The following is a 22,552-nucleotide window of genomic DNA, read 5'->3' as shown; positions in this document are numbered from 1 at the left end:
GAGATGTCCTTATACTTACGATATTTAAGCATTCATCTCAAGTCGCAGCTCCAGTATCGGACTTCCTTTTTATTGCTGAGCATCGGCCAATTTTTTATCCCGTTTATGGTGTTCGGGGGATTGTATTTTATGTTCGAACGATTCGGACAGCTGGAAGGCTGGAGCTTTTTCGAAGTGACTTTATGTTTTGCAGTCATTCACATGTCGTTTTCACTTAGCGAATGTTTTGCGAGGGGCTTTGACGCATTCTCAAGTCTAGTGGCTGGAGGAGATTTCGACAGACTGCTCGTCCGGCCGAGGAGTACGGTTGTTCAGGTGCTGGGCTCCAAGTTCGAATTTACAAGAATCGGACGGCTCATGCAGAGCGGTATCGTGTTGGTCTGGTCCATCTCGAATTTGCCCCAGATTTGGACATTTCCGAAGGCTGTAACGCTTTTGTTTATGATTCTTAACGGTGTATTTATATTCACAGGGATTTTCATTCTGGCGGCGACATTCTGCTTTTGGACCATTCAAGGGTTAGAGGTAGCCAATGTTTTCACCGACGGCGGGCGTGAGATGGCGCAATATCCGCTTACTATATATGAAAAGTGGGTCACTCGGTTTTTCACGTTTGTGATCCCGTTCGGCTGCGTTAGTTATTTGCCGCTTATGTACCTGCTGGACAAGGATGAAGGCACATGGGCAACAGGTTTGCTGGTCCCATTCGGAGGGCTCTTATTCCTGGTTCCCTGTCTGCTTGTATGGATGATAGGCGTCCGGCATTATCGATCAACAGGTTCCTAAATGCTCAGAAGACATACATGTACACAAGCAACGAGCCCCATGGATTCCAATTGGAAGCCGTGGGGCTCGTTCTGTACGAAACAAGTATAGAGGACGTTAGTCCAATGAAAAGTAAGCGATGGCGCGTTGTTGGAGAACGGATTCTTCGGCATGAGCTGCAAAAACCTCGCCGGAGACTGCCGGAACGCCAGCCATCTTGATCTGATCCAAAGCTGTGATGAACATGTGGCAGACTCGTTCGTCCGAATCGCTTTGACCTACGATGAGTTCATTCAATCGTTCAGTTACTGACGAAATCGGGAAACGGCCCACAAAAGATTGGAGCATGTCGCTCCAGTGCGTCATGTCGAAGCTGATGTCATTCTCACAAATAAATTGTTCGCTCCAGCCGAAGCCAAGGTCGCTTGTTAATCTGAGACATACTCTGTATCCATTGGCGTCGATCGCGAGGGCGGGGATGACAAACAATTCGATGCGGCTGATGTTGACGTACTGAGGCTGGTCAGTGGGATAAAAAGAATTGGCCAAAAATAAAGACATGTTCATCTCTCCTTTGCCGCTGACGAGGTTAGCTGTCGGATTCGGGCTAGAGAGTAGACCCTACCGGGGGCACAAATCCCCGGATTCACCCCTTGCGTCCGCAGTAGAAACTGCGAGTCGCGTTGGTTCCCCCGCTTTCTCCCAGAGGGAGAAATTAAGCGTTGATGTTTACATAATATTTTAGCGTTAAAATATCCATTTGTAAATGAGGAGTTATCGGGACAGGGCGGTGAAAAAATCCAAAAACCGACAGAATTTCTTTGCGTTCCCGCTCCATTTCAAGTATGATGGTAGATAAAAATGAACTCATGTTCACTTCGAAGGAGCAGCAGATATGCAATCGAAAACAAGTCACTGCAAGATCGTTGACTGCACGATTCGTGATGGCGGACTCGTCAATAATTGGGATTTCAGCATCGAATTTGTACAGCACCTTTATAATAGCCTAAACGAAGCCGGAGTCGACTATATGGAGATCGGCTACAAGAACTCTCCAAAGCTGCTTAAAGGCGCCGAAAGTGCCGGAGCTTGGCGTTTCCTTGATGATGATTTCCTGAAAAAAGTTATTCCGATCAAAGGCCATACGAAACTCTCCGCGCTTGTTGACATCGGACGCGTAGATGAGAACGACATTTTGCCGCGCAGCGAAAGTATGCTCGACCTTATTCGCGTTGCTTGCTACATCCAAGATGTAGATAAGGCGCTTGAGCTCGTTCAAGTGTTCCATGATCGCGGATATGAGACGACGCTTAATATTATGGCGCTATCCAATGTAATGGAGAACCAGCTCGTTGAAGCTTTCAAAGCCATCAGCGACAGCGTGGTTGACGTCGTATACATCGTGGACTCCTATGGCAGCTTGAAGCCTGACGACTTCAGCTACCTTGTTGATAAGTTCCAGCAGCATCTCCCTAACAAACGTCTCGGCATTCATGCGCACAACAATATGCAGCTCGCATTCGCGAATACGTTGATCGCTGCAAGCAAAGGCGTTGAGCTGCTTGACGCTTCCGTTTATGGAATGGGCCGCGCTGCAGGCAACTGCAACACCGAGCTGCTTGTTTCGCAGCTCCAGAATACAAAATATAACGTACGTCCTGTGCTGGACATGATCGAGAAGTACATGATTCCGCTCCGTGAGAAAGAAGAGTGGGGCTACATCATTCCGTATATGATTACCGGTATTCTCGACGAGCATCCTCGTTCGGCGATGGCGCTACGCGCTTCGGATAACAAGGATCAGGCGGTAGACTTCTACGATCGACTGACAACTCCTGAAATCTCCAAATAAGATATAGCTTAGAAGAAAAGCGCCGTATCAGAAGCTGAAGTTCAGCTTTGATATGGCGCTTTTTTTGTGGTTTGTGGATAAATACTTAGCAGCCTAGCTGTCTGGTGAATGAGCAGCCTAGACATCAGCCTTGCTATCGGTGAATGTTGTAAAATGTACAGTATTATTCGTTGGTTTATAACCAATTGGGAACGATTGATGCATTTATGCAGGAATTACGAGCCTAGACAAGGTAAAAGAGAGGATCCAGTATAGAAATGATGTACAAAATGCAGGAATCCTCGTATATTCGAGTTTTGGGGACTAGAATGATGTACAAAATGCAGGTATTTTTGATTCTAAGCCTAATAAAGCTTTGTACGCGATGGGCTTAGCAATCACAGAACAAATCGCAACCGCCGTCAAAGGATAACGGAGCCATTTCGTTATTACACATACAAAATAGGCACATAATCGTTGATCCCGTCACAGGTTAATCCACAGATTCCGTCTCTGGTTCCTCCTCTGTGCTTCCGTGTGATCGCTGAGCAAGGGGAGCGCTGCTCTCCTCGCGTCCGTCGTTACCTTTGCGAATACGTTCGTGGACTTGGATCCATTCCTGCTTATCAAGCAGTCTGGTCGCTTCTTTCTTCAGATAAGTCTGCAGCTTTATGATTCGTTCGATGAGTGCATCCACCTCAGCAGGACTCAGCAGATCCTCCATGATGAGACGAAGCTCGTCCGACTTGAGCGCGATAATCTGTTCCGCCAGCTCCTTGTCCACAAGCTTGCTGACGTTGGGATATTCCATCTGCCAGACATCCAGTTGCTCCGTTTGTTTACCGAATGCCATTTCGTTATCGATATCCGTCACGCTTAATACGTTGCCGAATTCGTCGCGATGAATAAAGAAGCTGCCGACATTGCTGTCGATCTGCATCGCGATCGTATCAATCAGTTGAAGTCGTGAAAGTGTTAGCTGAAACGCTGGGGAGTTGATATCGAACGTATCTTCTTTTCCCTCTTCAATATCATCGGGCGCAGGGTTAAGCAGTTGCTCGGCGGATTTTCCCTTGACCTTATCCATATAACTTCCCTTAATGATACCTTCGCCGGATTGAACTAAGGCGAATTCGGCCCGATCGATTGCGCCTGTGTTCAGCAGGCTGGCGAGACGATGCATCGCCGAGTTGCGACTTACCATTTGGGCATCGGCTGAAGCGATGCCGGCTGCGACCATGCTCATTTCGCCGCTGCCAGAAGTGCCCGAATCCATGGACTCGTTTAGTTGGAGTTTGGTGGAGCCCGTCAATAGCTTCCAATACGGACGTTCTTTGGCCTGATCTATTTTATATTCCGCAGAGGCGGAGCGTATAGCGTTTTTCTCGAAAGAGAGCGTCTCTTTGAGCTTTTTGATGTAGACGAGCTTGGGGTCTTTCTTGTCGCCATCATTATGTTTGATATATGCTTCGCTAACCTGTTCTACTTCACTGTATAACGTCATGATCACGTTCAATTGACTGCTTATTATGTCAGGCGTATCCCCGACAATCTCGCCGTCAATGAATCGGTCGAGGTTTTCGAGCTTCTGCAGGAGGGCGCGGTAATGCGTACTGTTCTGTTTAAGAGTGTCCGTGACTCCAAGCTGTTTGGCAAAACGGTTATGGATTGGATGATGTACAGGTTCTTTGGGTTCGCCAAGCTTGTTCTTCACATCGGAGGGGCGAGGCATGCGCTGCATGACCGGATCCGAGTCTGACGAGCTGTTGTCCAAGCTGGGGCTCGCTGCTTGCTGGATCGGTGCAGATTCGAAGTCGGAAGAAGCCGCGGCTTTGGCTCCCAACCTATCAGCCTCGCTCTCGAGCGCCGGATTATCGTTTAGCTGATGTCCGGTCGCAAGCTGTGCAGTAGGCGAGACGCGGCCCTCCTTCTGCTGCACGACATGAGTGAGCTCATGTCCTAGCAATTGCTGGCCGGACTGACTTTCAGGGTTGTATTCGCCGGGAGCGAAATGTATATCGGAGCCCTGCGTATAAGCAAGGGCGCCTACTTTATTGGCCTGAGTGCCTGTATGTATGCGTACATCGGAGAAATCGGCGCCGAGCGAACGTTCCATTTTGATCTGGACTGCGGTTGGAAGGATGGCCCCGCTTCCAGAAACAGAGGGAGCGGATTGAGGGCTAGACTCCTTCTCCGCTGCGTTGTCTTCTTTGAATCTTTGCAAGACAGCTTGATTGCCTGCGGACGCTTGCATCTGGGCCAGATGCAAAGCAGAATGGTTATTCTCTTTGCGACGCGATGGCGTGGCTGCTCGGACAGAACGCTGCAAGACGTTGTGACGTTTCTTCTCCGTTTCCTTCATGGGTTCACCTTCTTCTTGATCATCTTCCTATGATTATAACGTATCGTCGGTCCCGCAGATATCCCTATCCGCAAATTATACGCCGTCGATTGCCGTACTTTCGTCCGCTAAAGGTTCGAAACATGTGATATAATGCAGAAATAATGAGACTGATTACAAGCGGGCGGGGAAGCCGCGCCGATAGTGGGAGTAGGTCAACGGATGAGCGCGGTGAACGATGCGGTAAGCGTCTATGGCGCGATGGAACATTTGCGCGATGAATTGGAATGGCTGGATGCCGGTCTGCGAACGTTGCTTGGCGCGAGCGGCAGTGATCCATTCTCGGATCCCCTTGCAGCAATCAGAGGATTCATGATCAACAGAGAGGAACTGGAGACGGAGTCCGCTGCGCCAGACCCGCTGCTTGCCAGCGCTTGGCAGGCGTATGCCGCTTATCGCCAGGAGCTTGAGGATCGCAATGCCGAAAGATCGGGTCATGTTCAAGGTTTGCCGCTCATTCGTCTTGCAACGGCTCTCCGGCTTACCATATGGGAATACCGGTGCGTTGTCTTATGTGTGGCAATAGACGCGGATCGCAAGTATGAGAAGTGGTACGCCTACTTCAATGATGATGCTACTGCGAGAAGTGCAACCGTGGACCTAGCGCTGAGGTTGCTCGGAGACACCGAAGAGGATCGGACACTTGGCAGAGCACTGTTAGGTCGCGACGGCAAGCTGCGCCGGTGGCTGCTGCAGCAGCCGGACGATGCTGCAACGATCGGGCTGAAGTCGCCATTGCGTCTCGATGAGCGTGTCACGAGTTTCCTGCTCGAGACCGAGCGTGCTGATGGCAGATTAAGCGGGATCGCCGAAGCGCTGGAGCCTGGCGAGTTTCCCGATCTCGATTGGCAAGGGGCAGCAGTAACGGAAAGGACGATTGCACAAGTTGTGGGCAGTTGGCCTGCGGGCAGTATGCCGATTATCGGGGTTTGGGGCGCGAGAGGCGCCGGCAAGCAGACGCTTCTGCACCGGTTAGCCGCATCACGCGGTCAACGGCTTCTGATTGTATCGCTTGAGGCATTGCCGTCTGATGATGTCAAGCTGCGCGGTCTGCTGGATCATATCATTCGCGAAGCGCTGCTTACGGATGCTATCATTGTCCTGAACGAAGTTGACGGAGTCTGGAAGGATCGCCTGTCGCAGGAGGCTTTGAAGTCGGCTCTTCAAGCTTATTGGGACTATGCGCTTCGTCCACTGGCTGGTTGGATGTCTACCGAGCGGAGAACGGTCAGCGAGCTTCCGCTTCCTGCGGAAGCTGTGTTCTGGAGCACGGAGGTGCCGCCTCCTGACATCAACGAACGAGCTGCGATCTGGCGTAGACTTGCCAAGGAGCTGCCTGCAGATGCCTTCCAGAATCATCGACAGGATTACGAGGTGCTTGCGGATGAGCTGGCGAGCCGCTTCCACTTCACAACGGGACAGATCGCCACTGCCTGGAGGCAATCGCTTATTCTAGCGGCAGAGCGAGGAGACAGGCTGCCAAGTCGCGCCGATCTGGCCGTGGCTGCTCGCGGTCAATTCCGGCATAGACTGTCTCAGCATGCCATCGCCATCGAACCTCGCAGCAGCTGGAGAGATCTTATTCTGCCGACTGAGTCCTTCGATCTGATCCGCGAGGCTTGCAATCGATATATGCTGAGGGAAACGGTTCTGGAGGGCTGGGGCTTCTCGAGCAGAGTAACCTACGGCACGGGTGTTCATATGTTATTTGCAGGACCTCCCGGCACGGGCAAGACGATGGCTGCTGAAGTAGTAGCCGGGGATTTGGGCTTGGCGCTTTATCGTGTCGATCTCTCTCGAATCGTAAGCAAGTACATAGGCGAGACGGAGCAGCGGCTGCGAGAGCTGTTCGAGGAGGCGCGCCAGAGCGGAGCGATTCTGTTCTTCGACGAAGGCGATGCGTTATTCGGCAAGCGGACAGAAGTAAAGGATGCGCATGATCGATATGCGAATATGGAAGCAGCATATTTGCTGCAACTGATTGAAGCTTATGATGGTGTGACCATTCTGGCGACCAACCTGATGCAGAATCTGGACGAAGCGTTACTTAGACGGATGAGCGTAATTGTTAAATTTCCGTTTCCAGCTGCGGAGGATCGAGCGCGCATATTCGCTTCGCTGCTTCCGGCGGGAGCCCCGCTTGGCGAGGAACTGGACTTGCCGTTCCTGGCGCAGCGCGTCGAAGTGTCAGGCGGACATATCAAGAATATCGTGCTTGCCGCTGCTTTCCTCGCAGCTTCGGAGCGATTGCCGATCGGCATGAGTCACATGATTCGGGCTTGCAAGGCGGAGCTTCAGAAGTTAGGCAAAATACCAATGCGCGGCACATTCGCGCCATATAGCGAATAATGGAGGAGAATGATCATGGGGAGCTACACGGTAATTGCAGACGCTGGAGCCAGTCTGATAAAGCTGCTGCGCGAGGGGATGGCTGCTGATCTGGTAACCCGTCCCGAGCTGATCGGCATGGCAAGCCCTGCGGACAAAGGGGACTTGATGATCTCGTTATACATCATTTCCGTTCTCGAAAATAACGAAGCGCGCCGCACAGATATGCTGCTTGAAGGTGATATGCTGCGATATCCGCCGCGATCGATCGATCTTGAAGTGTTAATTACAGCGCACTCTAATGCGGATATTTTGACACGTACGCTCGATGAGCATCGTTTGCTTGGCAAGGTGGCACAGATTCTGCATGACAATAGCGTGCTGCGCGGGCCGATGCTGGAAGGCACGCTCGCCGATTCGGATGTCGGGCTTAAGATTGTACCGATGCAATACAGTACGGAAGATATGACAAGGTTATGGCAATTTGGCGATGTGCCGTACAAGCTGTCGCTCGTATACAAGATCGGTCCATTGCATCTGGATTCTAATCGCGTTAAGCCTGCCGCCCGCGTTGTGGAGAGAAAGATATCGCTCCGCGAAAAAGAACGGGGGAACTAACCCATGTACGACTCCCAATGCACAACGGTATCCCGCTGTTCCCTTGTCGTCCGGACGACGGATGTATGGACCGGACGACCGGCAGCTTCGTCGTCGGTGCGAGTGCGGCTTAAAGATGGCTTTACGTCGCCGCTGCGTACATCCGAAGGAAGCTGGGCGTTCTTGGATCTCAAGGCTTCGTTATGTGAAATTATCGTAGAGTCTTCGATCTATCTGCCCTGCACCATTCAAGTGAATCTTGCGACCTTACATGCATCAAATCCAGTTGTTGAACTCTTTATGCTGCCGAGCCGGACGTATACGCCGCCTGCTGCAGCGACTGGTATCACCCGTAGGCTCATCGATGGGAATGGCAAACCGCTGGCTAACATCCAGGTATTCGCGTATCCCGAAGATGATCAAACTGCCAGAGGGCGGATCATTGACGAGGAAGTTCCCGCCGGGAGCGAGATGCTGAGCTGTTTGGCCGGAACAACAAAGCTGCTTAATGGGGACGCCTTAGTTGTTCGTGGCAAAGGCGGGGCAGGGGCGGAATGGTTCCGCGTGTCTCCAGAGGAAGACGGAGAAAGTGTCAGGCTGCGGTTGGATAGACCAACTTCGGGCAGCTGGAGAAAACATCAGCTGTTGTTGCCAGGCGCGGCAGCGGTAAGCGACCACGATGGCTGGATCGTATTGCCGTTCCGAGGACGCCTGTCTTCGCCGAATCATGTCCGTGTCGTATTGCGGCTTGGTAACGCGGTAAGCGACGTGCTGTGGCCAATCGAGGAGGGGAAAACGACGGTTCTCCCCGAATATGTATGCGCACTCTAATCAAACAATAAGGCTCGCTATCGTTCGAACGGAACGATGGCGAGCCTTTGTTCAATTCAAATTATCCCAGATGCTGAAGCTCGCCTTCACCGCGAATCGCAAGCGCTCGGTGCGCTGCATTAGGGTGGGCATATGCCGTTCCGGCGATATTGTTCCCGGTGTCTGACACAGCGTCGAACGTCACTCGAATATCTTCGCTGCTCGTCAGCCAGTCCAAAAGCTCGAGGTCCGTAACGCCATCAACATCGATATACCAAAGTCGTTCTCCGTACTGAGTGACGATCAACAGCTTGGCTTCCTCAAAGGAGATGTCGCGGCCCGCCCATAGATCGTTGCTGATCGCGACGCTGCGTAGTTTGATCATTTCTACTTCCATTCTCTCTCCACCTCCATGCGATAAGCATACAAACTGCGAAAATCCCAGTCAACGAACGACCTTAGCTTATTCCGCAATTCAATTGTACTAGCATTAATAGAGCTTTCCTTGTCTAAAGAGCACCGATGAAAGTTTCATGACGGCATGAACGTAACAGTTTTCGCGGAGTGTGTTCAGGTTCCCGAAGAACGCGGGCAGCAGGCTGTTCATTGTTTTCTGCATCTTGGCGTAGAGCTGCTTATAGATTTCTTCTTCGGTATAGAACTGCGTTTCTCTTCCTTGCAGCCATTCGAAATAAGAGACGATTACGCCGCCGGCGTTCGCCAGAATGTCAGGAATGATAATAACGCCATTGCCCGACAGAACGGCATCCGCATCGCCCGTAATGGGGGCATTAGCGCCTTCGACGATGATACGTGCTTTGATCTCCGCGACATTGTCCCCTCGAATCTGATCTTCCAGCGCTGCCAGGAACAACACATCGACGTTTAGATACAGGACATCCTCGCGTCCCATTACTTGTGCTTTCAACCCCGTTGACTCCAGCGATTCGGCGCTGGAAGGAAGGTCGCCCTTATTGATCGATGCATATTCGATCAACGCGGGAATATCGAGTCCTTCTTCGTTGTACAACGTGACGTTGCGATCGCTGACCGCAACTACGCGGTTGCGAAGCGATGAGCACTTGTACGCCTCGAGTGCGGCGACCGAGCCGACATTACCGAAGCCTTGCACCGCGATGGATAGCGGTCTGCCGGTGTGCTCGCGAGCCGTCTGGGCAAACGTATTGCCGCTGCCGGATAGCCAGCTGCCATGCTCGTTCAGATAATCATGGAGCATATAACGGAACGTGAAATATACCCCTTTGCCCGTCGCTTCGCGCCGGCCGAGCGAGCCGCCGCTGACGATGCTTTTGCCCGTGAAGCTGCCTAAGTAGGGGGAGCCTGGATTGATGTTTTTGTATTCCGCCATCATCCAATCCATTTCGCGTTCGCCGGTGCCCATGTCGGGAGCGGGGATATCCTTGTCTGGTCCCAGAACATCGCTGAAGTATTGGACGTATTTTTTGCAAATGAGATATAGATCCTTCTCGGAGAAGGTGCGTGGGTTAATGACGACCCCGCCTTTGCCGCCCCCGAAAGGAACTTCGTGCAAAGCGTTCTTGAGTGTCATGAGCGCGGCCAGATTGGTGACTTCTTCTTCGTTGACCGTTTCGTGAAACCGAATGCCCCCTTTGTAAGGACCTAACGCGTCATTGTGCTGGATGCGGAAGGCGGGGATTCGGACGACATTGCCATCGCCAAGGGCGATACGCAGAAAAGCCTTGTGAACCTTGTTCGGCGTGGACAATATGGCGGCAAGAGACTTGAACGAACGTTCGCGCAGCTCGCCTTGCAATTGCGGTAGAAACGAAGAATCATCCATCAGAGCGGATAGCGATTGCTGTACGATTGTGCCGGTTTGACTAGCCATTGGAAGTGTCCTCCTAGCAAGCATATTAGTGGGAAGCGATAGCGAACCCATTGTACCATATCTTGCCTTGAAGTTCGAAATGACTGCTGCTGGCTAGGTTGTTACTTGGAGGAGAGGGGAGTTAGGCGGGAAGGGAAATTGTCCTTTCTGTTACGGTTTAGTACACTTAGGCTGAACTGGTAAGGAAGGAATGGTGGATGGATTGCTAAGCAGCAGGTTTATAACAAGGATTGCTTTTGTGGTGCTTATTCTGGCAGGGGCTTCGGCATTGCCGGCTATCGCAGACGCGTCGGGCGCACTCGCTCCTCTTCATGTACATGAGGAAGGCGGCTCCACGAGTTACTGGATCAAAGAAGTGGCGGTATATAGTCTCAAGGTCTGCTATTACGTACTCCTGCTTGCAACAGCGGGTACGATGCTGACGTTTCTCGCCGTGACGCCGGGCGCAAGAGGAGATGTTCAGCGGAATTGGATGAGCAAGTGGTCCTCGTCATTTGCGAAGGGCTTGATGCTGGCTTCTTTTGCACACGTATTTATTCAATCGAATCGGATCGCAAGCGGATTAAGCGGAGGATTAACGGATTGGCTTCGGATCTTCACGCAAACATCGTCGGGCGAAGCATGGCTTGTCTTGCTTATTCTTGCCATTATCGGACCTATGATCATTAAACAATCAGATGTAATAAAAGCCGCGTGGGCGTTACTGCTGCTCGCAGCGGAGAGCTTCGTCGGACATCCTGCAGGGGCTGATGAGCTTACGCTTGCTGTGTTGTCTGATTTCATCCACTTGGCATGCGCTTCCGTGTGGGCTGCCGGCGTCATCCTGCTGTTGCTGTTCTGGCGAGCAGATCGCAAGGAAGCGGGACGGTTCTCCGAAACGTTCTCAACGCTTGCATGGCTAATGATTGTCATACTGACCGTGACCGGCGCGCTGCTTGCTTGGCTGCTGTTGCCCGATTGGACGGCTCTTTGGCGCGGCAGTTGGGGGAGATGGCTGCTGGTCAAAATGGCTCTGGTTCTTGCGGTCATCGTAATCGGGACCGTTATGCGCAGCCGCGCAAGGCGAGGGGAGCTTCCACGCAGTAAGCTGCTCAAGCTCGATGGTTTGGCAATGGGGGCTATTCTGATCATCGTGTCCGTATTTACGACGATCAGCCCGTCACCTCCAAATGACCCAGTCAATTACCACCAGATGGGCAACGAGCTCCATTTTACGTTAAAAATCGAACCCAATGAATCAGGTCCTAACGATATTGAACTTCAAATTTGGCTGCCGGAGGATAAGGGCGAGCCTGTCGATCTGGAGTTGGAGCTGAGCCGGGATAAGGACAAGGGGACGGCTGACAATTCGTCCGTTCGACCAGATTTGGTGCGCGGCACTGTCGGATCCGAAATCCCGTTCCCTGGATACACAGAGTATCGTTTCGTCGCCAAGGATGCAGAGTTAACCGGCCAAGGGTCATGGACAACTCGAATGGTCGTGCACTTGGCCGACGGATCGGAGATTATCCGTGAACTAACTTTTGAGCTAGGTTATTAGACGCAGTCGGTGTATGCATACAGCGTAGTTGTTGCTAGGTATGTAAAAATTCGACGAATTTTCCGAAAAATCGACGACAATCGGCAGGATTGAGAGCGTGCGTGGAGAACTACAGTAAGGTTATCATCGTTCAGCCCGCGTGGTCTGTACGCAGGGGGAGTCTGATCGGAGAAATCGGAGGATCGCGAATGTCGAATTGGCCGCAACACACGATTGAATGCTCGCTCCGTCTTCGCAACGATATGGAGGAGCTGCAGCGATTGAACGAGGAGCTCGAAGCGGTGGGCAACACGCTGGGATGGGCACCTCGTTCGGTGCTGGATCTCTCGCTTGCATGCGAAGAGCTTGTGGTGAACATCGTCAACTATGGGTATCCGGTTGGCAGCGTAGGACAGATCGAAGTAGAGCTTAGGGCATCGAAGGACGCTGTTGAAATTAACTTAGCCGATCACGGCAAACCATTTGATCCGCTTCAAAAGGCTGATCCGCTAGATTTGCTTGATCTGGACGTCGAGGATCGTCCGATCGGCGGTCTCGGCATTTTTTTTGTCAAGCGGCTAATGGATGAAGTGGAGTATGAGTATGCGGATGGCATGAACCGTCTGCGGTTGAGGAAAAGATGGGCTTAGGCCGAAGGTATCGGGAGGAGAAAACAACATGAATATTCAAGTAGAGGACATTGGGGGCATTACGATCCTTCCTTTGGAAGGCAGGCTGGACGGCAATAATGCCGGAGCGGCCGAGGCTGTATTTTTGGCGGAGCTGGCTGCAGGGAAAGGACCGTTTATCTTTGATTTCAGTCAATTGCAATATATCAGCAGCGCGGGATTGCGCGTGATTCTTGTAGCAGCCAAGAAGCTAAGGGCATCCAAAGGTCGGATGATATGCGCGAGCTTGACGGAGCAAGTGTATGATGTGTTCGAGATGTCGGGCTTCACAAGCATTCTGGAAATTACTGCAACGAAGGAAGAAGCACTAGAAAAGCTGAAGGCAGGCGCGTAAGTCGTCCTTAGAGTGAGTGTTCAAAAAAGTTCGATGTGGAGTGGGCTTCTTGGCATACTTCGTGATCAAAAGCGGACTTTTTGAACTACCTCTTAAAGGCGCAAGAGCAGGAAGGGCGGTACTCATTTTGTCAGTCATGTATTTGCTTATCGGTGCGGCGGGAGCCTGCGCCGCGCTCTACACATTCGTTGCCAATAGACGATTGGCAGCCAAGTTACGCAACGCGGAGAAGTTGTTCGAGCTGAGCGCCGGACTGCATAACTCGCTTAATCGTCCCGATCTCCTGAAGGCGGCTGAAGCGGCTGCACGGGAGTTAGCCGGTACACATGAGGCGGCGGTATCCATCGCTTATGGGGAAGAGAGAAGGCAAGACGCGGAGCGCCAAGTAGAAGTTGAGATCCCGATTGTACGAAGCGGCAAACGGCTGGGGGCCATGCAGTTAACCGATAGCGGCATGACTATCGGACGCGAGAGCGAAGCGCTTCTTGCCCGCTTTGCGGAGCCGCTGGCGATTGCAATGGATAATGCGATCAAGTACGAAACGCTGGAAGAGTCGGTCAGTGAGATGCAATCGGTCACCTCGCTCAAAGAACGTTTGGAGAGCGAGCTCCAGATTGCGGGCAGTATCCAGCTAAGCTTTCTGCCGACGACGATGCCATCATCGAACGAGCCGTATGATGTTTGCGCACTGCTGAAGTCGGCGAAGGAGGTCGGCGGCGATTTCTACAACTTCTACAAGATTGACGATCGACACTTGTTCTTTACGCTAGGGGACGTCTCTGACAAAGGGATGCCGGCTGCATTGTTTATGTCGATGACATTATCGCTTATCAAAGGCAGCATGCATGCCGGTCTGACGCCCGGTGAACTGCTTGAGAAAGTGAACGACATGTTGTGTGAAGATAACGCACAGCTGTTCGCGACGATCGTATGCGGCGTTCTACAGATCGACACAGGAGATGTCGTGTTATGCGATGGCGGACATTGTACGCCGTACATCGTCAAGGCGGACGGATCCGTGAATCCTATTAAGCTTAAGAAAGGCATACCACTAGGCTCTTTCCCCGAATTTGCATATACCAATGTGAATCTCAAGCTTGATAGAGGCGATCGGCTGATCGTATATACGGACGGCATCACAGAAGCGGAAAACGAAGCACAAGAACAGTATTCGACAAGCAGACTTGAACACTTCCTATCGATGACAAAAGATTATTCCAACGCCGAAATTATCGATGCGCTGCTGATGGATGTTTTTATGTTTGCGAACGGAGCGCCGCAGTCGGATGATATTGCCGTGTTATGTTTATCGAGGAGATAATCGGCCCTTCTTTTTGCGAATCCTGTCGATTGAATGGGTTCAAATAGGCTGAAAATCTCGCTTTTTGCTGCAACAGTTCTCTGGAATGACAAGAAAAGACTTTTTCTCTAAATCTATGAGTAATTTTACGTAGTCATATTGTTGTATAAGAAGTATAATACTAGATGAAAATGTAAGTGCTCATCGCTAGGCTCATAGGCAATGAGTCGCATCTTGATAAGTAGGCTCGATCGATGTCGGTTGGCCGAACGTTGAGACTGCTGCTTACCCAGCATACATCGCGTACAGTCAGGAGCCTGTGGAGCAACAACGCTCCAAGCAGGCCGGTTACGGTCTTGGGGTTGACGGAGGACCGAGGGTCCCCGTCGAAAGCCTAATACATAAATCGTTTGAGAGGAGATCACACATGGCTGAGTATCTATCGCCAGGCGTTTACGTCGAAGAATTCGAAAGCGGCGCTAAACCGCTCGAAGGAGTAAGCACAAGCACGGCCGGCTTTATTGGACTTGCAGCAAGAGGGCCTGTATCCGGATTGCCGTTGCTTATTACAAGCCCAGCTGATTTCGGACGCGCATTCGGTTCTTTTCTGTCTGAGAGCGCATTCGGATCCTACCGTTATCTGGCTTACGCTGTGAATCAGTTCTTCATGAATGGAGGCTCCCGTTGTTATGTCATGCGCGTTGCGCCTGCAGACGCGAAAGCCGCCGCTGGCGGCGGAGAAGTATTGTCCGTGGCAGCGAAGAATCCAGGAGCATGGGGCAACCAGATTCGTCTGTCGTTTGTTCCATCTAGCAAAGCTAAGACTCAAATCTACGAGGAGCTAGAGGGCAATCGCTACCGCCTCAAGAATGCTTCCGGATTCTACCCTGGAGATGTAGTTGTCTTCACTGACGGCTCTTCCAAGCAGACGAACACGGTAGTAACGGTTCACGATGGCGTAATCGAGCTGGCATCCAAGCTAAGCGGAGATGTAGTAGACACAACGCTTGTTCCGGCTAAGACGATCGCGACATCCGAATTTACGCTTCAAGTCTCTTACGGCACTGAAAACGAGACTTACGAGAAAGCTTCTCTTAATCCGGAAGCTCCTAACTATGTAGAAAAGCTGACAGGCCGCTCGAACTTGATCGATCTTCATGTCGTGGCTTCTGCATCCGCTGAAGCACCATATGGATTGATTGCAGGCTCATCCGATGCTGAATCGTATTCGTTCGCTCTTGCGGGCGGAAGCGACGGCTCGGCTGCAAGTCTGTCTCCTGCGGATTTCGTCGGTGTCGACGAAGGCCCAGGAAGAAGAACTGGCATCCAGTCGTTTATCGACAATGATGTTGTTAGCATCATGGCAATCCCAGGCGTTACGGACCCGAACGTGCAGCTGTCGCTTGTGGCGCATTGCGAATTGCTTGGCAGCCGCTTTGCGATTCTGGATCTGCCGCGCGAAGCTACTAAGGTACAAGATGTGCTGTCGCACCGCGATCTGTTCGATTCCAGCTACTGTGCGCTTTACAATCCGTGGCTGCAAGTATTTGATCCGCTCGACAAGCGCAACATCTTTATCCCGCCATCCGGCACGATCGCTGGCGTGTTCTCCCGTTCGGACTCCACGCGCGGCGTACAGAAGGCTCCTGCCAACGAAACGCTTCGCGGCGTAGTAGGCCTGGATGTGCAATATAACAATGGCGAACAAGATATTCTGAACCCGGCAGGCGTCAACCTGATTCGTGCGTTCACAGGTCAAGGGATCCGCGTATGGGGTGCTCGTACGGCTTCCTCCAACCCGCTCTGGAAATACATCAACGTTAGAAGGTTGTTTATTTTCCTGGAGAGCTCGATCAAGAATGGCTCGAACTGGGTTGTATTCGAACCGAACACCGAACAATTGTGGGCTCGTGTACAACGTACGATTGATGCATTCCTGACGCGCGTATGGCGTGATGGAGCACTCGCAGGCACAAGCCCGTCCGAGGCGTTCTACATCAATATCGGCCGCGACACGATGACTCAAGATGATATCGATAACGGCAGACTGATCTGCGTAATCGGCGTCGCTCCTGTGAAACCAGCCGAGTTTGTTGTCTTCCGTATGACACAGAAGACTGGGTCGGAGTAGGATTGTTTGATTAGTCTCAATTATGAATATCGAATAACGGAAGGGGATTCCCATGGCAGGAGATCGCACGGATCCATATCGTAATTTTAGATTCCGGGTCGAAGTAGAAGGTCTGGAGCAAGCCGGCTTCAATGAGGTGTCGGGCTTCGACGCTTCCATCGACGTCATCGAGTATCGCGAAGGCAATGAATTGACGACGCCACGCAAGCTGCCGGGTCTGACGAAATACGGCAACATTACACTCAAATGGGGTACAACAGATTCCGTTGAGCTCTACGAGTGGCTGCAAGAATGCGTAGAGGGAACGATCGAACGCAAGACGATTACGATCATTGCTCTCGACGAAGAAGGTAATGACGTTGCTACTTGGCAAGTCATTGAAGCATGGCCGGTTCGCTACACGGCGCCTTCCTTTAACGGTCTTGGTGCGGAAGTTGCGATCGAGATGCTTGAATTCGCGCACGAAGGTTTGCTGAGAACGGCATAATTTCAATATCATGTGGCTTCGATTGTCGCCTCGCGCCGCTATCGAAGCCCACACCGGATAAACAAGGGCCGGCCATCGGCGTCATGACGCTTGAGGCGCCCCTTGTTTTCCGCTTTTTTTGCCAGACCAATATGATTAGCAATGGAGAGATGAACCAATGGCGTTCCAGACGGAGTACGACTTTGAACTTCCGCGCGGTTATGTCGACGAGCATGGGAATCTGCATCGCCGCGGTACGATGCGACTTGCGACAGCTGCTGACGAAATCTTGCCGATGAAGGACCCGAGAGTACAGTCCAATCCCAGCTATTTGACCGTCATTTTGATGGCTAGGGTAATTACGAGACTCGGCGATGTTAAACATGTCGACACCAAGTTGATCGAGAAGCTGTTTACGGCGGATCTGGCATATCTACAAAATTTGTATCGTCAAATAAACGATCTGGAAAGTCCCAAAGTGCTCGCGGTTTGTCCAAAGTGCGATCATGAGCATGAGGTCGCGATTGATTTTTTGTCCTTAACGGAAGCCCTCTCCTAGCCTATCCTGTCGATCGGCTGTATGAGGAGGTCGGCTTCATCGCGTATTACTTCCACTGGAGTCATGACGACATTATGAACATGGAGCATGCGGAGAGACGAAGATGGTGCGACGAGGTATCGAAGATTAACCGCAAGATGAATGACGATAGCGACAAGAAAAACGTCTTCGACGTGTTTGGGAAGAGGTGAAGCTCATGGCCGCAATTAAGGTGCCCGGCGTGAACCGGATTCACCGGCTGGCGAGCTCGTTCCATTTTTGGGTAGAGCTTGACGGCATATATGTAGCCGGATTCTCTGAGGTGTCCGGACTGGAAGCGGAGACTGAGTTCGAAGAATACCGGGAAGGCGGCTTGAACGGCTACGTTCATAAACTGCCGAAAGGGATTCGACATCCCAATCTCGTGCTTAAGAGAGGCATGACGAAGTCGCCTGTGCTCTGGAATTGGTACGAGAGCACGTTGAATGGAGCAGCGGCGCGCAAATCAGGTTCAGTCGTCCTGCAACAAGCGGATGGCAAGGAATTTGGACGTTGGAATTTCTATGACGCGTACCCGGTGAAGTGGAGCGGACCTCAGCTTAATGCCGCATCAAGCGACGTGGCAGTAGAAACGCTGGAGATCATTCATACTGGATTGCATGGCGGGTTTGGCAAATAGGTGTACCAGTTAAAGGAGGCTGCGCACGGGTGGATAGGAGCAGGGAGCCAAAGCGAATAAAGGCTGCAGAACCTGCGGCTGCCGTCCAAACGTTTGCCGGGAGCATTCTGAACAAACATCGAACGGGACGCGGCCGGGATCGTTACGGCAGTGCACCGATGCTGCATGCGAAGCCTAAAGGAGAAACATCTGGCGTACAACAGCGCATTCATATTCATGTTACTCCGCCGAGATCGGCGGAAACAAAGAAGACGAACAAACAAGAAACACCCGTTCACCCTCGGATTATCGAGCGAGAGACAATCAAGACGGAACGACAAACAATCATCATTCGTGAAACAATCAAAATTATGGATAATCAACGGGCCGTAAGGGCGCTGGCAATGACCGCACCTATACGAACCGAAGCAACAACCCAACATCGCCAACAACCTGATGCGGCTGCCGTGCCAAAGGTGCAAGAAGCTGGCAAACGGCATCAGGATTATAATAGCGGCTCCCTGCCCGCAGCATTATCGCAGGGAACGACTTATGCGAAACAATTGTCAGTATTGATTACGCAAGGGCTAAACATAGATAAGATTCGCCAAATCGTAGCAGCTGGAGAAGCTCGAAGCAAACTTGCTCCTACACGTCTCAGTCATACGCGGCCAATTGGCGATGCGGCTTCACCTGCTCCAATGGCAGCTCGCAAACGACCGTTGACCTATGCGCAACGCGACGCAAAGCTCGGGTACGCGGAGCGGACCGGGCGAGCGATGGAGCAGTCGGCGGAGCGAGCCGAACGTAACGCCGAGCGGCAAGCGGCGGAGACGGAGCGTGCGGCGAAGCGCCGCGTCGCGAAGTCCGCGCAGGCGGAGCAGGCGGCGGAGCAAGCCGAGCGCAACGCCGAGCGGCAAGCGGCGGAGACGGAGCGTGCGGCGAAGCGCCGCGTCGCGAAGTCTGCGCAAGCGGAGCAGGCGGCGGAGCGAGCGGGGCGTAACGCCGAGCGGCAAGCGGCGGAGACGGAGCGTGCGGCAGATCGCCGCGTCGCGAAGTCTGCGCAAGCGGAGCAGGCGGGTCGTAACGCCGAGCGGCAAGCGGCGGAGACGGAGCGTGCGGCAGAGCGCCGCGTCGCGAAGTCCGCGCAAGCGGAGCAGGCGGCGGAGCAGGCGGCGGAGCAAGCGGAGCGTAACGCTGAGCGGCAAGCGGCGGAGACGGAGCGTGCGGCGAAGCGCCGCGTCGCGAAGTCCGCGCAGGCGGAGCAGGCGGCGGAGCAAGCGGAGCGTACCGCCGAGCGGCAAGCGGCGGAGACGGAGCGTGCGGCGAAGCGCCGCGTCGCGAAGTCCGCGCAGGCGGAGCAGGCGGCGGAGCAAGCGGAGCGTAACGCTGAGCGGCAAGCGGCGGAGACGGAGCGTGCGGCAGAGCGCCGCGTCGCGAAGTCCGCGCAGGCGGAGCAGGCGGCGGAGCGAGCGGGGCGTAACGCCGAGCGGCAAGCGGCGGAGCGAGCCGAGCGCAACGCCGATTCGCGCATGTCATCCCAATCAACAAGGTCTGATAGTTGGACGGGTCAAATAAGCGATAATGATCGCACCGATAATCAGCTACAACAGCATGAGGCTCAACCGCTTCAAACGGCGCGAATCGCATTTGCATCATTAAAGCAGCGTCGCCAAGGAAAAAACGATACTTCGCATTCGAGACGATTTCCCGTTCTAATCGGGGCAAGAAGGCGCCAGGCGAATGACCTCACTGCTTCGACTTCATCGAAGTCAGCGAAAGGGAGCAGCGTGCGAGAAGTACAGAGCGAAACATTCGATAACATCTTAGGCAGCCAACAAGCACTTCCAGCAGTGAAATCAAACATTGGCCCAACAAGTAGTGCGCTTCAACTTCCAGGTAAACTTGAGAAAACGGAAGCCTTGCGTTTCACATCGGATAATAATAGACAGGAAACATCTTCGATTTCGGCTAGACGATCTGACTCACTTCCAGTGTACAGTCAATCTGAAAGAAGTAGATATGCACGCCTGTCGGATCAACGGATTCATAACGTCAGAGAGGCAGTTATACAACGCCTAGCAGTTGGACGATTAAACCGAATCCTTAACCAACCTTCACATTCGGACAACGTCAAAGCCAATCTTGCCAAGCCTGTATTTCTCAAGCAGGGAAGTGAGCTGGTATTCCGGAAATCCGATGCAGGCAAACAAGGAAGCAGTGAAAACAATCTAAATCGCACCGGAGCTCCGGCAGCAGGCATCACGACGTTAAGTGGCAAAGCAGAGGCAACAAACCGAAGCATTTCTGAGCGTCTACAATCTCTATCCACGAACATGCAGCAGCCGAATACAAGCTCTAAGACGATAAGTTCTCAGATCGCCAAAGAGCAGATAGATAATTCAGCCGAGGTAACGTCACAGCCAGGTACAGGGCAAGCAGGTAACTCGGCAATCATGACGTCACAGATTGGCAATAATCAGATTGGAATACCAACTGTCGCTGCGTCACAGAATGGCAAGGTGTACAACGCTTATGCACAAGGTGATCGACAGTCAACATATAAACCTAACCCGCTGGGACTTGTTTTAAGACGGAATTTCGCCGCGATCGGAGACACCTTAGTCAGACAAGCGCGAACAAGTCGAGTAGGGTTACATACATCGCAGACTAACAATACGAATCCGGACATCAGAAGAACCGAGGGATCGCGTGAGGCAATCCGAATTGTGACGACTCGTAACAAGCCGATCTCCGTAGCACTGATAGGCAGGCAAATGAGTTCGCAAGCGGCCGAGAGAAATTTCGGAAACACCGGTGCAACAAATAAATACGAGCCTTCTGTTCGTCCGTTCTCAAGCACTTTTCCGGTTCATGCCAGCGAATCGTCAGGCACGATCAAGTCTGGCAATGAGCAGGTTGCCAAGGCTTCGAGAACGACTTCAACCGTCAAGTCGTCAGAAGGATCAACTTATCCCAACGCAATTGAACAAAAACAAAAAGAACGTACGGCTGCGGCAGTTCCCTTGATAACAAGATCTACTGCTGTTGGCATTCACAGGATGCCGAGTCATCTAAAAGCCGTTCAAACTCAATTTGCGAATCAACATCTGATCAATGGAAACAAACAAATCGCAGGTCATAAAGCAACTGCGAAACCTATAATGACGGGCAATACACATGCGCGTGGACGCGATAGCGGGATAAGATCCGCCGTAGATGAACGAGGCATAAAGGCGGCACCGTCGGCTGGACAGATTGGACAGACGTTTACAATGCTTACGAATGTTTCGTCGCCTGCCTCACTTCAAATGGCTGCACCACTCGTAAATAGCCGAGCTCTTGATACAAGCGTAGGGGCTTCGGGAGCCCTTACGTTCCAGCAGCAGGCCATAAGTGCAGAAACAACAACCAATAACGGCTCATTACCGGTTGGCTTAACACATCGATCACAGCCGACACCTCAAGCCGAACCGCAGCGTCAGGTGCAGGTAGAGGCGCCTCGCGAGCTGGAACCGGAGAAGCTGCAGCGCATGATTATGAAGCTGCCTCAGCTTAATCCAGAGGCAATTGCCGATCGAGTATACAAGGCGCTGGAGCGCAAGATGAAGCTGGAGCAGCGGCGTAATGGCTATTAGCATAACTTGAATGATTACCAAATTGACAAAGAGGGAGGGCGGAGAACGTGGCTTTAAGCAAAGCGCAGTTCTGGATCTACAAGAGCAGCGAAACGGAAATTGTTGACGTGTTGTTTAACCCGACGGAATATGAACTTTCTTCGAATAACCAGTATGCCGAGAACGATGTGCCGGGGCTGCAGTCGCCAACGACGCAATTCGTAGGCGGAGGTGCTTCGGAATTATCGATCAATCTTTTTTTTGATACCTATGAAGCAGGTACTGATGTCCGGGAATATACGTCCAAGATCGTCGGCATTCTCGACGTCGATTCGGACTTGCATGCGCCTCCCGAATGTCGATTTGTATGGGGATCTCTCGATTTCAAAGGTGTAATCGTATCGATTACACAGAGATTTACGATGTTCCTTGAGTCTGGCGCTCCCGTTCGTGCAACTCTCGACCTCAATATGCGCAGCACGCAGACGATGAAGGAACAATATAAGGAAATACCAAGGCAATCGGCGGATCGAACCAAACGTAAGACTGTCAAACAAGGCGATCAGCTATGGAGTATTGCTGCCGAAGAATACGAAGATCCCGGAGCATGGCGGCATATCGCCGAGGCAAATGGAATCGATAATCCGCGACAAGTTGCAGCAGGTAGGAACTTAACGATTCCAAGACTGGAGTGAGCA

20 protein-coding genes and 1 riboswitch are annotated in these 22,552 nt (G+C 52.2%); of the genes, 16 read left to right on the top strand and 4 right to left on the bottom strand.

Annotated features, from left to right (window positions below; translation table 11 throughout):
* The first annotated feature begins 3 nt into the window (after positions 1-3).
* The gene (locus ACX1C1_RS25955) at positions 4-786 is read left to right on the top strand and encodes an ABC transporter permease (RefSeq protein ID WP_458955004.1); all 783 of its coding nucleotides are present in this window, start codon (positions 4-6) and stop codon (positions 784-786) included.
* A 96-nt stretch (positions 787-882) separates the two neighbouring features.
* Here the strand turns inward: ACX1C1_RS25955 and ACX1C1_RS25950 are convergent, their stop codons facing one another.
* Complete coding sequence (locus ACX1C1_RS25950; protein WP_458955003.1) at positions 883-1,326, bottom strand: hypothetical protein; 444 nt, start codon at positions 1,324-1,326, stop codon at positions 883-885.
* Between the two features lies 1 nt (position 1,327).
* Positions 1,328-1,497: riboswitch (cyclic di-AMP (ydaO/yuaA leader) on the bottom strand.
* Positions 1,498-1,660: 163 nt separating this feature from the next.
* Here ACX1C1_RS25950 and ACX1C1_RS25945 point away from each other — a divergent pair.
* A complete protein-coding gene (locus tag ACX1C1_RS25945; protein WP_458955002.1) occupies positions 1,661-2,617 on the top strand; it encodes an aldolase catalytic domain-containing protein in 957 nt (318 codons plus the stop codon).
* 472 nt (positions 2,618-3,089) lie between these two features.
* On the opposite strand, the gene ACX1C1_RS25940 is transcribed toward ACX1C1_RS25945, so the two are convergent.
* Complete coding sequence (locus ACX1C1_RS25940; protein ID WP_458955001.1) at positions 3,090-4,958, bottom strand: eCIS core domain-containing protein; 1,869 nt, start codon at positions 4,956-4,958, stop codon at positions 3,090-3,092.
* Positions 4,959-5,159: 201 nt separating this feature from the next.
* On the opposite strand from ACX1C1_RS25940, the gene ACX1C1_RS25935 reads away from it, so the two are divergent.
* From ACX1C1_RS25935 to ACX1C1_RS25925, 3 genes are read left to right on the top strand one after another with little or no spacing between them, the layout of a single operon-like run.
* A complete protein-coding gene (locus tag ACX1C1_RS25935; protein WP_458955000.1) occupies positions 5,160-7,346 on the top strand; it encodes an AAA family ATPase in 2,187 nt (728 codons plus the stop codon).
* A gap of 15 nt (positions 7,347-7,361) precedes the next feature.
* Entirely contained in the window at positions 7,362-7,943 is a 582-nt protein-coding gene (locus ACX1C1_RS25930; protein WP_458954999.1) for a DUF4255 domain-containing protein, read from the top strand.
* Positions 7,944-7,946: 3 nt separating this feature from the next.
* Positions 7,947-8,753 (top strand): hypothetical protein, encoded by an 807-nt coding sequence (locus ACX1C1_RS25925; protein WP_458954998.1) that lies wholly within the window; start codon positions 7,947-7,949, stop codon positions 8,751-8,753.
* Between the two features lie 61 nt (positions 8,754-8,814).
* Here ACX1C1_RS25925 and ACX1C1_RS25920 read toward each other — a convergent pair whose 3' ends face one another.
* Positions 8,815-9,129, bottom strand: a complete 315-nt coding sequence (locus ACX1C1_RS25920; RefSeq protein WP_458954997.1) for a hypothetical protein — start codon at positions 9,127-9,129, stop codon at positions 8,815-8,817.
* A 93-nt stretch (positions 9,130-9,222) separates the two neighbouring features.
* Positions 9,223-10,602, bottom strand: a complete 1,380-nt coding sequence (locus ACX1C1_RS25915) for a Glu/Leu/Phe/Val family dehydrogenase (RefSeq protein WP_458954996.1) — start codon at positions 10,600-10,602, stop codon at positions 9,223-9,225.
* 238 nt (positions 10,603-10,840) lie between these two features.
* On the opposite strand from ACX1C1_RS25915, the gene ACX1C1_RS25910 reads away from it, so the two are divergent.
* From ACX1C1_RS25910 to ACX1C1_RS25860, 11 genes are all read left to right on the top strand, one after another.
* A complete protein-coding gene (locus ACX1C1_RS25910) occupies positions 10,841-12,142 on the top strand; it encodes a copper resistance D family protein (RefSeq protein WP_458954995.1) in 1,302 nt (433 codons plus the stop codon).
* 101 nt (positions 12,143-12,243) lie between these two features.
* On the top strand, positions 12,244-12,771 hold the full coding sequence (locus tag ACX1C1_RS25905; RefSeq protein WP_458954994.1) for an ATP-binding protein: 528 nt from the start codon (positions 12,244-12,246) through the stop codon (positions 12,769-12,771).
* Between the two features lie 28 nt (positions 12,772-12,799).
* Positions 12,800-13,144 (top strand): STAS domain-containing protein, encoded by a 345-nt coding sequence (locus ACX1C1_RS25900; RefSeq protein ID WP_458954993.1) that lies wholly within the window; start codon positions 12,800-12,802, stop codon positions 13,142-13,144.
* Positions 13,145-13,193: 49 nt separating this feature from the next.
* Complete coding sequence (locus ACX1C1_RS25895) at positions 13,194-14,465, top strand: PP2C family protein-serine/threonine phosphatase (protein WP_458954992.1); 1,272 nt, start codon at positions 13,194-13,196, stop codon at positions 14,463-14,465.
* Between the two features lie 406 nt (positions 14,466-14,871).
* Positions 14,872-16,575 (top strand): phage tail sheath subtilisin-like domain-containing protein, encoded by a 1,704-nt coding sequence (locus ACX1C1_RS25890; RefSeq protein WP_458954991.1) that lies wholly within the window; start codon positions 14,872-14,874, stop codon positions 16,573-16,575.
* 52 nt (positions 16,576-16,627) lie between these two features.
* Positions 16,628-17,062 (top strand): phage tail protein, encoded by a 435-nt coding sequence (locus tag ACX1C1_RS25885; protein ID WP_458954990.1) that lies wholly within the window; start codon positions 16,628-16,630, stop codon positions 17,060-17,062.
* 157 nt (positions 17,063-17,219) lie between these two features.
* Positions 17,220-17,600: a phage tail assembly protein gene (locus ACX1C1_RS25880; RefSeq protein WP_458954989.1), complete on the top strand. Its 381-nt coding sequence runs from the start codon at positions 17,220-17,222 to the stop codon at positions 17,598-17,600.
* 17 nt (positions 17,601-17,617) lie between these two features.
* Positions 17,618-17,791, top strand: coding sequence for a DUF6760 family protein (locus tag ACX1C1_RS25875; protein WP_458957802.1), 174 nt, complete (start codon positions 17,618-17,620; stop codon positions 17,789-17,791).
* A gap of 5 nt (positions 17,792-17,796) precedes the next feature.
* On the top strand, positions 17,797-18,258 hold the full coding sequence (locus ACX1C1_RS25870) for a phage tail protein (RefSeq protein ID WP_458954988.1): 462 nt from the start codon (positions 17,797-17,799) through the stop codon (positions 18,256-18,258).
* A gap of 29 nt (positions 18,259-18,287) precedes the next feature.
* Entirely contained in the window at positions 18,288-21,875 is a 3,588-nt protein-coding gene (locus ACX1C1_RS25865) for a hypothetical protein (protein WP_458954987.1), read from the top strand.
* 47 nt (positions 21,876-21,922) lie between these two features.
* Positions 21,923-22,549 (top strand): CIS tube protein, encoded by a 627-nt coding sequence (locus tag ACX1C1_RS25860; protein ID WP_458954986.1) that lies wholly within the window; start codon positions 21,923-21,925, stop codon positions 22,547-22,549.
* Positions 22,550-22,552: the final 3 nt, after the last annotated feature.

The organism is Paenibacillus sp. strain BS8-2 (assembly GCF_054483835.1).
Note: the sequence above shows the minus strand (reverse complement) of the source record. Positions and strands in the feature narration are given on the sequence as shown.

Coding starts and splice junctions, on each gene's coding strand:
- ACX1C1_RS25955 (WP_458955004.1), top strand. CDS start 4: ATGTCCTTATACTTACGATATTTAAGCATTCATCTCAAGTCGCAGCTC.
- ACX1C1_RS25950 (WP_458955003.1), bottom strand. CDS start 1,326: ATGTCTTTATTTTTGGCCAATTCTTTTTATCCCACTGACCAGCCTCAG.
- ACX1C1_RS25945 (WP_458955002.1), top strand. CDS start 1,661: ATGCAATCGAAAACAAGTCACTGCAAGATCGTTGACTGCACGATTCGT.
- ACX1C1_RS25940 (WP_458955001.1), bottom strand. CDS start 4,958: ATGAAGGAAACGGAGAAGAAACGTCACAACGTCTTGCAGCGTTCTGTC.
- ACX1C1_RS25935 (WP_458955000.1), top strand. CDS start 5,160: ATGAGCGCGGTGAACGATGCGGTAAGCGTCTATGGCGCGATGGAACAT.
- ACX1C1_RS25930 (WP_458954999.1), top strand. CDS start 7,362: ATGGGGAGCTACACGGTAATTGCAGACGCTGGAGCCAGTCTGATAAAG.
- ACX1C1_RS25925 (WP_458954998.1), top strand. CDS start 7,947: ATGTACGACTCCCAATGCACAACGGTATCCCGCTGTTCCCTTGTCGTC.
- ACX1C1_RS25920 (WP_458954997.1), bottom strand. CDS start 9,129: ATGGAAGTAGAAATGATCAAACTACGCAGCGTCGCGATCAGCAACGAT.
- ACX1C1_RS25915 (WP_458954996.1), bottom strand. CDS start 10,602: ATGGCTAGTCAAACCGGCACAATCGTACAGCAATCGCTATCCGCTCTG.
- ACX1C1_RS25900 (WP_458954993.1), top strand. CDS start 12,800: ATGAATATTCAAGTAGAGGACATTGGGGGCATTACGATCCTTCCTTTG.
- ACX1C1_RS25890 (WP_458954991.1), top strand. CDS start 14,872: ATGGCTGAGTATCTATCGCCAGGCGTTTACGTCGAAGAATTCGAAAGC.
- ACX1C1_RS25885 (WP_458954990.1), top strand. CDS start 16,628: ATGGCAGGAGATCGCACGGATCCATATCGTAATTTTAGATTCCGGGTC.
- ACX1C1_RS25880 (WP_458954989.1), top strand. CDS start 17,220: ATGGCGTTCCAGACGGAGTACGACTTTGAACTTCCGCGCGGTTATGTC.
- ACX1C1_RS25870 (WP_458954988.1), top strand. CDS start 17,797: ATGGCCGCAATTAAGGTGCCCGGCGTGAACCGGATTCACCGGCTGGCG.